Source organism: Psychrobacter sp. CX10 (genome assembly GCF_057621575.2).
The window spans coordinates 73,310-86,464 of record NZ_CM177736.1; the positions used below are offsets into that span (position 1 = coordinate 73,310).

The window sequence follows — 13,155 nt, forward strand, 5'->3', positions numbered from 1 at the left end:
GCATAAAGCTTCTCGAACCATATACTTAAATTTATACAGCGCGTCTTGCATGTAGAATACCGGGCTGCTGTTCGAGCTTAGCCAAAAGCTTGGACAATTGAGATAAGCCTGTCACTTCAAGTTTAAACTTTAAATGAGCGACATTATCATCATCACTATTGGTATCAACCCCTCTGATATTGATGTTCTCTTTATCAATTACTTGAGTTAAATCTCGTAGTAAGCCTCGTCTATCATAAGCTTCTACAATTATCTCGACAGGTTGGAAACTGGTTTGCTGAGAAACCCATGAGGCAGGGATCTGGCGTTCAGGCTCTCGCTCAATCAGTCGAGCGTACTCAGCACAGCCACGGTTATGAATTGATACGCCACTACTCAAGGTGATAAAGCCAGCAATTGGTTCCCCATAAATAGGCTGACAACAGTTAGCAAAACGCACCTGTATATTATCTAATCCATCTATATTAATTTTATAAGCATCTAAAGTGCCGGTTACTTTTGGATGGACACTTGGCGTATATTCTTTTTCTTCTTTGTCAGAAACTAAGTCAAGCTCACGAGATATGTGACCGGTTAGCTGATGCAGGCCAATATCACCAGTAACCAGCGCCACTAAGATATCATCAGGATTATTAACGTTAAAATGCTTGACGTAATCTTTAAGGTTGATGCTGTTCGGATGTAGAGACAAACGCGTCAGCTCTTTGGTAAGCATTTGTTTACCAATTTCTAAGTTTTTATCACGGTCTTGTTTATTAAACCATTGGCGTAATTTGGCGCGCGCCCGCGTCGTATGAATGTAACCAAGAGAGGGTACCAACCAATCCCGGTTAGGTTCACGCGAAGATTTGGTTATAATTTCTACCTGCTCACCTGTTTTCAATTGATAAGTAAGGGGAACATAGCGCTGGTTTACACGGGCAGCTTGCGCACTATTACCAACTTGCGTATGGACATAATAAGCAAAGTCCAATACGGTTGCGCCTTTTGGCAATTCAGTGATATCTCCGTCTCGACTAAAGACATAAATATGTTCAAGCTCGCCAAAGTCATCTAGGGGCTCTTCATCTTCATCATTATCAAAGTCATCAATGAGTTCACTGGGTAGGTTTTTATTGGTGGTATCACTACCCGCTAGCAATAGCTGACGTAAAGAATTTATTTTTTGATTCAGATAAGTATCTTGTTTGGTTTTGCCACCTTCTTTGTAATTAACATGCGCACACATGCCAAGCTCTGCTTCAAAATGCATTTGATGTGTGCGAATTTGAATCTCTAAGGATTTATGATCAGCAATAACCGCCGTATGCAGTGAACGGTAACCATTGGCTTTAGGATTAGTGATATAGTCATCAAATTGATCGGGAATATGACGCCACATGCCATGTACCAAACCTAGAGCGTGATAACATTCTGCTTGGGTATCTACTAGGACTCGTAGGGCCCGTATATCATAGAGCTGATGAAAAGACAGGCCTTTGAGCTTCATCTTGCGGTAGATTGAATAAATATGTTTCACACGCCCAGATACCTCAGCCTTGATACTAGCATCTGCTAAAACTTTTTCGAGCGCGTCTTGTACCTGTTCGATATAAGTTTCACGCTCACTACGCTTTTCGGACAATAGCTTAGCAATTTCTTTATAACGCTCTGGCGCAAGATATCGAAAGGCAAGATCTTCTAATTCCCATTTAATTTGAGCAATGCCCAACCTGTGTGCTAATGGCGCATAAATAGTCATGACTTCGCGGGCCACACGTTGGCGACGTTCTTCGCTAGCATAAGACAGCTCTCGCATCGCAAACGTACGTTCTGCAAGTTTAATGAGTACGACACGCACATCATTGGTCATGGTAATCAGCATGCTATAAATATTTGATAATTGCTCACGCTGATTTTTAGCAAAATGATCTTCTAAACGTTTATTACTCTCAATCGTATCAGAGAGCTGACCCATTGCGAGTGCATCTTTAACCAGCGTTGCAACTTCACTACCAAACTCTTCTTTAATACGTTCGCTTGAAATAAGTTTGGTACGTGCTGCACGATACAGCATTGCCGCTGTGAGGGCATCTTCATCTTGATAAAGATAGGTCAAAATATCTGTCATACCAATACCCGTCATATATGCAGTAGAGCGCTTTCCAGCTTCTGCCTGACTTGATTTGGTACCTATAATTTCGCATGCTCTAGCCAAATCAGGTAAATCCTGAATATCGACACGCTCAGAGACAGCCTTTAGCCACGCTGGTAAGTCAATAATAGTATTAATGGCTAAGGTGTCATCTTTGGCAGGCTCATCAGTAAAGTTGCATTTAGCCTCAGACTCTAAGGACATTGACTCTGAATATGCGGGGTCTTTATCATTATGAGAGTAGGTGAGACTATCAAACTTAACCCTTTCAATTAAGTTTGCATCGTTTAGGGGAAGATAGTCTGCTTGAATAGAGCGATCCATAGCGGTCGTCAGCTTAGAGGTAGCCAACTGCTTTTTTAGGTCTTCGTTCAATAGATTAAAGGAGGTGCGTGAACCTGGTTTATAGTATCCATGTTGTTGCTGTGCAATCATCTGTGCAGCTAGGGAAGCACTGTCTTCTGTAGTTGTCTGACCATCTATTAATGGCAATCCATCACGAACCTTTACCAAACCTTCCTCCCTAAACATAGATTTATAGCAAGCCACACAGCTAAGCTTTATTCTATTAACAATTTATATCCAAAATACTTTATAACTTATCGTTTTATAATTAATCGCTTTATACCCATTTCGATTCAGCCCCATATGATGTAGATCCAGTCGCTCTTAAACTGAAATTAGGGTCTGTTTAACCATCAATAGTTATATCTAACCATCAAAAATAACATTTCTGAAAATTAGAATATTAACCACTCATATAATTAAATTTCAACACGATAAGAGAGGAATAAGACTATAAAGCTCTATTATTAAAACTTGATGTTATGGTACCACTCAATTATCTCTAATATGCCTTAAAATTCAATACGAGCTATGTTAGCGGCTGTCATACGCCAGTAACAATACTAACCTTTACTAACCTTTTCAAAACGTGCAATTGATTCCACATGGCCGGTGTGACAGAACATATCCATGACGCCTGCATGAGTTAAACGATAGCCTTGTTCGATTAGCGCTTTAGTATCGCGAGCAAGCGTTGCAGGATTACATGACACATAGACTATACGCTGTGCATCAAAACGAGGAAGATATTGCATCATCTCCCATGCTCCCGAACGAGGAGGATCTATTAAGATGGCATCAAAGCCTTGCTGGGCCCACGGTTGGTCACTAAAATCCTGCGTAAGATCTTGATTGTAAAATTCAGTATTAGTAATCCCGTTTCGTTTGGCGTTGTCTGATGCGCGCGCAGTCATGGCATCAGAACCTTCAACACCAATTGCCAGACCTTGCTTACCATCGGCGCCGCCAACTAGACGAGCTAAAGGCAAGCTGAAGTTACCCAAACCACTAAATAAATCTAAGACACGTTCACCAGGTTGTAACTCAAGCAAATCACATGCCAGTTTGGTCATTTTGCGATTAACCGATAGGTTAACTTGAGTAAAATCAGTTGGTATGAACTCATAGGTTAAATCAAACTCAGGTAGCTGGTAGTACAAACGCCCAAATTGCTGCGTGGTATCATCTTGATCATGTAAGGCGATGCGCTCAATGCTATCGGGTCCTTTAGGTTGCAAATAAAGCTGCCAGTTACGTGCTTTAAAAAAAGCTTTGAGCTTATCAATGTCTTGTGAGTCTAAGGGCTTGAGGTTTCTTAAAATGAGCGCGACTGGTTGAGTACCATCTGGTAGTTGTGATTGAGTTTCACCCATCGCAAGTTCAATTTGCGCAATATTTGAGCGGGCGTCAAGAGAGCTTATTAGTGCCTTTAGGTTTTCAATTTCAAACCCTATACGCTCATCTAAAATATGACATTCATTTAATTCTGCTAAGAAGTTGCTATTACGTTCCCTAAACCCTACTAATGCCGTTTCTTTTTTAGGGACATAACGCACACCCATACGCGCCTTAGTGCGATATCCTAAGCGGTCACCAATGACAGGCGCAAGCCAATTATCAGGTTGCACACCCGCTTGATGCTCTAGCAGTTCGGCCAATACCGTCTGTTTGAATGCAATTTGTCCGTCTGGTTGCCAGTGCTGAAGGCTACACCCGCCACATACGCCAAAATGTGGACAAGGCGGTGTTTGACGCTCAAGATGGGCGTTATCAATCAGTGCTACCGCATCGCCTTCCTCAAAACTTTTACGGCTATTGGTTAAGCGTACTTGTACGCTTTCATTGGGTAACGCAAAGCTTACGAACACTTTTTTACCGTGTTTATCTTCAATATGACCATCATCAGTGCCGTATTCATTACCGTAAATAGCTACGCCGCGACCATCGTGGGACAGCCCATCTATCTTAAAGGGAAGTGGGGGTGCATCTTTTAATCGCCGACGCACTCTTGAGCTTGGTTTAGATAGCTTTTTGCTTGGGGCGTCAGCAATAATTTGTTTTTTAGATGTGTTTCTTGAGGGATTATCTTGCATCGTATCAGTATCGGTGGGCTGCATAGACCTGCCTTTAGGTTTGAAAGTACTTATAAGAAATGTTCAACAGACCCTAAACTACATGAATGTATCAAGGATAAGTATTTAAAACAGTTATATATAGAATTATCTGTCTTGTAATTGAGTAAAATGAATAAACAGATAGGTTGTAAATTACTAATAGGTTGTGAGTTACTAATAATATATGGAGATGATTTTAACACATTAATAGCAGAGTGAATGAACTGCGCTAGGAGACTAATGTAAAATAAAGGGGACAAAGAAAATTTAGTTTACTTAAAGCCAGTTGTCCAAGAAACTTTGATGACGCACATCGCCGTTTTCTTCAAGTTTTGAGGATAAATAAGAACGGGTTTGCGACTCCCATGCGATATAGTCATCATTGCTAATCTTACCAGATAAGCGTTGCCAACGAAGATAGATGAGCCATGTATTTAATACATCAGATTCACAATAAACAGCAACAGAATCTAGTTTATTATCGCGAACCAGATCGCCCACCATACTGCCTTCAATGTCTGTCTTTCCAGGAAAGCCATACAGACTTGCAACCACATCCATTGCCTCACGTCGGCTAGCTCCATATTGACTAAACCTGTCCATCAAATCTAAATGGCGAGTATGGAAGCGATTTACATAATTATCAAAGCGCATGTTTTGGAGTCTATCGCCTTGTTCGAACAATAAGGGAGCCGATATTTCATATTGCATGGCACGATAGATAAGTACGGGAATATCAAACCCCGAACCGTTCCAGCTGACGAGTTGTGGCAAGCTAGTAACGTCTTTAAAGGCGCGAAAGAACTTTTCGATAATTTGCCGCTCGCTCATAGTTTCAACTGTCAAAGAGAACAGCGACAAATTGCCGTCTTTGATATATAACGCGGATATACAGACTATACGCTGTAGAGGCAAACGCATAAATTCATGTCCAGCTTCTTGAACACGTAGGCTCGTTAGCGCCGTTAGGGTTTCTTCATCATTGAGTGACGCAAGCTCAGGATACACACGTCTTGCCCCATCAATATCAGCAATTGTCTCGATATCAAATACCATTAGTGGTGAGCTTAGGAATGGCGAGCTTGAGGACGGCGAGCTTTGGAATTCCGAGCTGGGATAAGACGAGTGGGAGAATTTGTTTGCCATTAGTAGACCTTAATGCAATCAATGAATGAAATGACCTTCAAAGTTTTTTGAAAGTTATTCAGCGGTGAATAACCCCGTTGATAAATAGCGATCACCGCGATCGCAAACGATAAATACGATAACAGCCTCTGGCTGAGTGTCTTTAATTTCTTTTGCAACTTCAAGAGCGGCCCATGCGGCCGCTCCAGAGGAGACGCCAGCAAGTATGCCCTCAGTACGAGCAAGTTTGCGCATATAGACTTCGGCAGTATATTGATTGATATCGATAACGCGGTCTACCACACTAGCGTCATAAATTTCTGGACGATATGCCTCTGGCCAGCGGCGGATGCCAGCGATTGAAGACTCATCATCAGGCTGAAGCCCTATTATTTGGATATCTGAGTTTTGCTCTTTGAGGTATTTTCCAGTTCCAGATATGGTGCCTGTTGTTCCCATAGAGCTTATAAAATGGGTGATGCGCCCCCCAGTTTGCTCCCAAAGCTCTGGGCCCGTTGAGTAGTAATGTGACGCACTATTATCAGGGTTTGAAAATTGATTAAGTAGAACGCCCTTACCTTGTGCTTGTAGTTGTAATGCTTGATCACGAGCCGCTTCAATACCCTCATCCACTTCAATAAGCGTGGCACCATAGGCTGCCATCGCATCTTTTCGCTCTTGGGTGGAATTGGTTGGCATCAATAGCACCATCTTATAACCGCGCATAGCAGCCACCATGGCGAGTGCAATACCTGTATTACCACTTGTTGCTTCAATTAACGTATCGCCAGGAGCAATATCACCACGCTTTTCAGCTTGTAATATCATATTAAGTGCAGGACGATCTTTGACGGAACTGGCAGGATTATTACCTTCAAGTTTAGCCAAAACTTGTACATGCTCATTCGCACCTTCAAGTTTGGGCAGCCGCTGTAGTGCGACTAAAGGCGTATCACCGACAAAGTCCGATAAGGTTTTAATTTTTGAGATTGGATCTGCATTGAGGGCAGGGGTATCTTGTGAGACAGGATTAAACTCTGACATAAAATCTCTCAATATTCATTTGAAATTGGGTTTGTAAAAATTTGGTTTGTGAAATAATAGCTCAGATTATATCACTTTGTTAAACACCAAGTTATCTGCAATAAGTGCAAAAACTGTTACACTTAGTCTATATAGCCCCTATATTTATATTCGTGCATTTGGGTGCTTATGTTGTATAAGCTTATGTTTAATAAGCTCAAGTTGCAAAAGCTGATGTTGTAAACGCCACTGCAAAACAGTAGGTATCATAAAGGTTTAACTATAATGCGAAAGAAGTTGCTAAAGACAAGTAGTGCCTACTCTCAGCTCATCCTAATGGTTTTTATACCTATCGTGATATTGGCAGCTGTTGGCGCGTATCTTGTTAAAACCGAATCTGATCGATCAATCCGATCGCAACAGCGAAGCCTTGCTATTGCAGCATTGGTGCGATATGAACCCATGATTGAGAGTATATTGCCAGATATTATAAGCCATCGGAACACATCTGAGGGTTATCCAAATGCTGATGCTAACGATGATATTATGAAAGGTAATAGTAATGCTCCTATTACTGATACGGCCAATGACGGGAATATTAGAGATAAGGGTATTGGAAAAGGGGATATTGGAGAGGGTGATGTTGAAGACGAGGAAAATATTGCCTCTCCAGGTAAACATATTGCTTCTGTAGATGAAATTAATTCTATAGATGAGATACATAGCAGCATCGGCTCATTACTTACCTCAATGAATAACAACCAACACATTCAGCGAATTGCTATCTTCAATGATCACGGTAGTATAATTGCCTCTTCAGGTAACCATGAGCCATTGAACGGACCCACCCATTGGCATGATTCGGAAAAAGAAAATAGTGCGTCACCAACTTTTGCAGAAAATATAGCGCAAAAGATAAGTGAAAATAATTCTACATTTATTGAAAGTATCCCAACCTCAATGGGTACGGCTTATGGGCATTTAATCGGCAACTATGCAGGGCAGCGCTATTGGATGTTCATAGAGATGGATGATGAACCTGTAACCATCGCTAGGTTAAAAGTATGGTTGGGTCTCGGTATCACCGGACTGTTTACCTTAATTATTCTATTATTAACCCTAAATATTTATGCCAAGCGCTGGATTGCGCCTATCTATGACTTGCGGCTCCATCTACAGCAAATCACCCCTGAAAATATGTTCCATCCTGTCAATATTAATTCAAGCGGCGAGCTGAATTTATTGCAACAAGATTTGGTTAAAACATTGCGCCGCTTGTATGCAGGCTTTCAAGATTTAAAAGATCATGCGGATCAAACGGAGGCAGATTTAAGGGATGCTTTTGATGAGATGGAGATGCAAAACATTTTCATACGTGAAGCACGCGACCAAGCTATAACAAGTAGCCAAGCAAAATCGGCTTTTTTAGCCAACATTAGTCATGAGCTGCGCACCCCTCTTAATAGTATTGATGGTTTTATTAACTTATTAGCGCGTCATGGAGATCTAACCTCAGAACAGGATATGTATGTACAAACCATACGCAAATCTTCTGCGCATTTATTAGCACTTGTTAACGATGTATTAGATTTTTCTAAAATTGAAGCAGGCAAGCTGGTATTAGATAAACATGAGTTTAGTCTATATTCTACTATCTACGACGTTATGGACATGCTATCCCCATTGGCAGCTGAGAAAGGTCTGCGTATGGCGGTCATGTACTATAACGATGTGCCAAATAGCATTGTCGGCGATGCATTGAGGGTTAAGCAAGTCCTTACCAATTTAGTAGGTAATGCTATTAAGTTCACGGATGTTGGTGAGGTTGTGGTGCGCGTGGGGATAGATCATGTTGAAGCGCTAGAAGCAGATGATTTATCCTTTAGTCATAGCACTAAAGACGAGTCTTTAAATAAAATGTCTAAAGCCAATATGGGTATGATTCACATCGCCATTCAGGATACTGGACAAGGTATTCCTGATAATGTTAAAAAAGAGCTATTTAAGAGCTTTAGCCAAGGTGATCCTTCAATCACCCGTCAATATGGTGGAACAGGGCTCGGTTTAGTCATCTCAAAGCAATTGACGCGTATGATGGGTGGTTATATTGGTTTTTATGACAATAACACCCAAGCTGAGAGAGATGGCCGGGCACTGGTTGATGCAAGTTATGTCGTACCTACAGTCACTAAACATCAAGTCAATACAGGAACTACCTTTTGGTTTAGTATTCCTTCAAATATAGTGCTAGATGACCCAGGTGATATTGTGTTCGGAGCCAACCTTGATGAGTTAGAAGGTGAAGAGGAATTAAAGCTTCCTGTTTTACATCCATTCGGCGAAGGCGCGCATCAACAAGACCAGCCTATTGAGATGCTGACTTGGATTAGCCACACACCTACCATGCAGGTATTTTCAGCAATGCTTCGGCCGCTGAGTATTAATGTTAGCGTCGCTCGATCACTTGCTGGAGCGCTCGAGAAGCTCAAGGAAAATAGCAATCGCTGGGACTGGGTCATTATTGATGGCGGTGATAGTCAAGGTAGAGAAGATAGGGCGGCGTTATTAAAACAAATTAGACTGCATTATCAGGGCAAACTTGCGATTTATGGATATCAAGTGTCTCTGGATGCGACCTTGCTGGAGCGCTATAAGGCTTCTGCATTGTATCAACCACTCGATAAACGTCAGCTTTATCGTCTGCTTGACACCAGCTCATCTGATAAGACCGCGATGGTGGCAGCGCCCACATGGAAAGGGATAACCGTACTGGCGGTAGATGATCATTTGCCAAACCTACTTGTCTTAGACGCCTTGTTAAATGAGCTTGGCATAGAGGTAATCACTGCCAATAGTGGCTATGATGCTATTGATATCATTAACAAACAGATTCTGTTCGAAACTCATCAATTAGCAACTGGAGATAACGAGGAATTTGAGCAGACAACGGATAGCCAGAAATCTAATCGCTTAAAGTCTGATAGCTTGAAGTCTCAGAGCATACAGTCAAGTCGCTTAACATTTAATAACCAGCAGCCTAGCCATCATAGAAAAATAGATTTAATCTTTATGGATGTACAGATGCCGCGCATGTCAGGCGATGAGGCCGCGAGTAAAATACGTCAGTTAGAAAAAGAAGCTCGAAAAGAGTTCAAGGATTATCAGCGTCATATACCTATTGTGGCCTTAACCGCACACGGTATGGCAGATGGTAAAGATAAGCTGATAGCTGCGGGTATAGACGATTATGTGGGTAAGCCTATAAGTCGTCCACAGCTACTACAAATCTTACAGCGCTGGCTGGGTAAAAGTAGTGATATATTAACCAGTGAGCTGAGTTCGATGCAGCCAATGTATAAAGATGCGCTAACTAATTCAGATTTAGCTGATCATGTTGATGCTGAGGATTTGATGGTGGTGGACTGGAAAGATGCGCTTGTACGTTCAGCCAATAAACCGGAGCTTGCAAAACAGCTGCTAACGATGATGCAAGAGTCTGTGCCTGATGAAATAGAAGCATTAGAAGCTGCTTGGGAGATGAAAGATCGTGAAGAGTTAGCGCAAATAGCACATCGTATATTGGGTGCTAGCCGCTACTCTGGCGTCCCGCAAATAAGGCAGGCCAGTCAAGACTTTGAAGACAAATGTTTGTTAAACGTGCAGCATACCACGCCGGCTCAGTTTGCGATGCTCGAAACATATTATGACGCGCTGATAACGGCGTTACAATCGCTGCAAGCTCTAGATATTCAAGCTCATATCAAGGAGCAGATGGCGGCTAAAGATGATAAGCCGCTTAGCGAGAATGACATGATTTGGAAAATGATCTAATGATGTGATTCAGTCAAAAACCAAATCCTATAGTTAAAGAAGTCTAAAATGCAGACAAGGCAACCAAATTCAAGTACTACTCATGTCGGCTTAGCGAGGCAACACCGTAACCGTTTAGTAGTTCGCTGACTATATTTTAATTTGAACCCCAAATAACTACGACTTTAAAAGGTGTCACCCTAATGTCAAAAATTTCTCAAAAAAACTACCAATTGTTAACGTTGTCTGAGGCGAACGATATTCTAACAGTAACGTTAAATCGACCACATAAAAAGAACGCCATGAGTCTAGATATGATGCGTGAACTTATTGATGTTGCAAAATGTCTCAAAAAAGACCGTACAACACGCGCAGTTATCATCAATGGATCGGGAGACATCTTTTGTGCTGGTATAGATTTAGGTGATTTAAATAGTCCCAGTAACGCATTGTTTGGGTTGTATGAGCTGATTAAGCCCGTTCAAAGTATTTTTCAGCGGGTGAGTTTGATATGGCGTGAAGTTCCTATGCCCGTCATCGTTGCCACACATGGTTATTGTATTGGTGCTGGCATGCAGGTAGCCCTCGGGTGCGATATACGCATAACCTCACCAGAATGTAAGTTCTCTATCTTAGAAGCTAAGTGGGGACTGGTACCCGATATGGGGCTTACGCAATCTGCCTTTCATGTCTTGCCCGCCGATGTGTTAAAAGAATTAACTATGAGTGCCCGCATGGTAGATGCTCATGAAGCCAAAGAGTTTGGACTAGTCACCCATATTGACGATAATCCTTACGAACGTGCTCAAGCATTGGCTGAAGAATTTTCCAATAGATCTCCAGATGCCGTATTGGCAGGTAAACGGGTGATTAATTGCATGACAAAACAAAGTGCTGGCGCTTTATATAAAGAAAAAATGTGGCAACTTAAACTGATGGGAGGGGGACGTAATCGTAAACTTGCCATTAAAAGAGCCAAAGACAGCAGTGTTGAATTCTTAAAACGACAGTTTAGTTAGTTATCATCAGGTACAGCATGCGTAATTTTAATTAAATCATAGAGTGAATCATTAGGTAAAAGTAAACATATTGGGTATCATAGCCGCTTATTTAGTTTTTAGTCGTTAGGCCTTTAATCGTTGATCGTTATGCGTTTAGAGTTATGCGTTTAGAATCGTTAGGCCATTATATAGGCTACGGTTAAAATATAGCGATTCAATCAAGTCATCGATAACTGCTCAGGATTAAACCAAACCCTACGATCTAAATAAAGACTGATATACCCTTTATTTAACACGTCATGTAAGAGCTTGAACATCCTTAAATATTAGATTAGCGTGCCTTTATGTCTACTAATTCCAACTATCAGAACCGCCCATTAAAAAGTAAAAAAGCATCCGACCCAAAGCTGCCAGTTGCTTGGATTATGATGTTAGGACTGATTGTAGCTATCGGTCCTTTATCTATTGATATGTATTTACCTGCCCTGCCTACTATGGCGGATGACTTTGAGGTGAGTACCGCTCGTATTGCAAACTCTGTACCCGCCTATTTTGCGGGGCTAGTATTTGGTCAATTGATTTATGGGCCACTAAGCGACCGTATAGGGCGGGTAAAACCTTTATATTTTGGCATGACCCTTTACGTTATCGCCTCAGTAGTTTGCGCGACGACTCAAAGTGAGTATGTGTTATTTGTGGCGCGGACTATGCAGGCTTTAGGCGCGTGTGTTGGCGCCGTGGTAACGCGTGCGGCAATCAGAGATACCCTTGCGCCCAAACAGATGGCAAAAGCGTTTTCAATAATGGTGCTGGTAATGGGTTTGGCACCTATTTTAGCCCCATCGCTTGGTGCTGCTTTTTTACAGTTTTTCGATTGGCATGCTATATTTTGGTTTTTAGCAGGTTTTGGGGTTTTAAATTTATTTTTAACTAAGTTCTTTTTCAATGAGACGTTGGCGGAGGAGAATAGAAGCTATCGGCCATTAAATACCATATTTGGTCAATATATAGATTTATTAAAAGATGCTTCTTTTGGCTATCCTGCTGTAGGTGCTGGTTTATTAATGGGCTCTATGTTCGTTTATATCAGTGCAGCGCCTGAGCTACTTATGGATGGGTATGGTTTGACTGAAGCCCAGTTTAGTATAATCTTCGGTATGAATGCTGCAGGTTTTATTTTACTGACGCAAGTTAATCAGTTCTTAACCAACCGCTTTCGTCTGATTCACTTACTGCGTTTCGGTGCAGTTATGCAGGCCATAGCTTCAGCGTGTTTGTTACTGCTCGGTATTATTTATGGAGAGCAAGCTTGGCTACCTTTGGTTCTGGTTAGTATCTTTTTTTGTATTGCAGGATTAGGATTAACACAGCCCAATGCGTCCGCAATTGCCTTGGCTTTTCAGCGTCATCGTGCAGGTATGGCAAGTGCACTACAAGGCTCATTAATGTTCTTTGTGGGTATCTTTGGCGGACTGTTACTTAATATGTTCCCTGTAAATCCTGTATTCAAACTCGGTGTTACCATGTTTATATTGATGAGTCTTGGTACCTTTTTAATCTTTAAAATTGACAGCTCGCTAAATTTAGATGACGCGGATTAAAG

The 13,155-nt window shown here is 41.6% G+C and carries 7 protein-coding genes; 3 read left to right on the top strand and 4 right to left on the bottom strand.

Annotation, left to right across the window (positions count from 1 at the left end; all coding sequences use genetic code 11):
• Positions 1–31: 31 nt before the first annotated feature.
• The 4 genes from AC21OH_RS00330 to cysM form a co-directional block, all read right to left on the bottom strand.
• Positions 32–2,665: a RelA/SpoT family protein gene (locus AC21OH_RS00330; RefSeq protein ID WP_487369631.1), complete on the bottom strand. Its 2,634-nt coding sequence runs from the start codon at positions 2,663–2,665 to the stop codon at positions 32–34.
• A 377-nt stretch (positions 2,666–3,042) separates the two neighbouring features.
• Positions 3,043–4,596: a 23S rRNA (uracil(1939)-C(5))-methyltransferase RlmD gene (gene rlmD / locus AC21OH_RS00335; protein WP_487369632.1), complete on the bottom strand. Its 1,554-nt coding sequence runs from the start codon at positions 4,594–4,596 to the stop codon at positions 3,043–3,045.
• 273 nt (positions 4,597–4,869) lie between these two features.
• The gene (locus AC21OH_RS00340; protein ID WP_487369633.1) at positions 4,870–5,739 is read right to left on the bottom strand and encodes a 3'-5' exonuclease; all 870 of its coding nucleotides are present in this window, start codon (positions 5,737–5,739) and stop codon (positions 4,870–4,872) included.
• A 54-nt stretch (positions 5,740–5,793) separates the two neighbouring features.
• Positions 5,794–6,762, bottom strand: a complete 969-nt coding sequence (gene cysM, locus AC21OH_RS00345; RefSeq protein WP_486534742.1) for a cysteine synthase CysM — start codon at positions 6,760–6,762, stop codon at positions 5,794–5,796.
• Positions 6,763–7,026: 264 nt separating this feature from the next.
• On the opposite strand from cysM, the gene AC21OH_RS00350 reads away from it, so the two are divergent.
• The 3 genes from AC21OH_RS00350 (at position 7,027) to AC21OH_RS00360 (ending at position 13,153) form a co-directional block, all read left to right on the top strand.
• The gene (locus tag AC21OH_RS00350) at positions 7,027–10,572 is read left to right on the top strand and encodes a histidine kinase dimerization/phospho-acceptor domain-containing protein (RefSeq protein ID WP_487369634.1); all 3,546 of its coding nucleotides are present in this window, start codon (positions 7,027–7,029) and stop codon (positions 10,570–10,572) included.
• Between the two features lie 182 nt (positions 10,573–10,754).
• Positions 10,755–11,570, top strand: coding sequence for a crotonase/enoyl-CoA hydratase family protein (locus tag AC21OH_RS00355; protein ID WP_487369635.1), 816 nt, complete (start codon positions 10,755–10,757; stop codon positions 11,568–11,570).
• A gap of 326 nt (positions 11,571–11,896) precedes the next feature.
• Positions 11,897–13,153 carry a multidrug effflux MFS transporter gene (locus AC21OH_RS00360; protein ID WP_486534739.1) on the top strand — a complete coding sequence of 419 codons (1,257 nt, stop codon included), beginning with the start codon at positions 11,897–11,899 and terminating at the stop codon, positions 13,151–13,153.
• Positions 13,154–13,155: the final 2 nt, after the last annotated feature.

Excerpts from the sequence above, each read along its gene's own strand:
- AC21OH_RS00330 (WP_487369631.1), bottom strand. The coding sequence starts at position 2,665 with ATGTTTAGGGAGGAAGGTTTGGTAAAGGTTCGTGATGGATTGCCATTA.
- rlmD (WP_487369632.1), bottom strand. The coding sequence starts at position 4,596 with ATGCAGCCCACCGATACTGATACGATGCAAGATAATCCCTCAAGAAAC.
- AC21OH_RS00340 (WP_487369633.1), bottom strand. The coding sequence starts at position 5,739 with ATGGCAAACAAATTCTCCCACTCGTCTTATCCCAGCTCGGAATTCCAA.
- cysM (WP_486534742.1), bottom strand. The coding sequence starts at position 6,762 with ATGTCAGAGTTTAATCCTGTCTCACAAGATACCCCTGCCCTCAATGCA.
- AC21OH_RS00350 (WP_487369634.1), top strand. The coding sequence starts at position 7,027 with ATGCGAAAGAAGTTGCTAAAGACAAGTAGTGCCTACTCTCAGCTCATC.
- AC21OH_RS00355 (WP_487369635.1), top strand. The coding sequence starts at position 10,755 with ATGTCAAAAATTTCTCAAAAAAACTACCAATTGTTAACGTTGTCTGAG.
- AC21OH_RS00360 (WP_486534739.1), top strand. The coding sequence starts at position 11,897 with ATGTCTACTAATTCCAACTATCAGAACCGCCCATTAAAAAGTAAAAAA.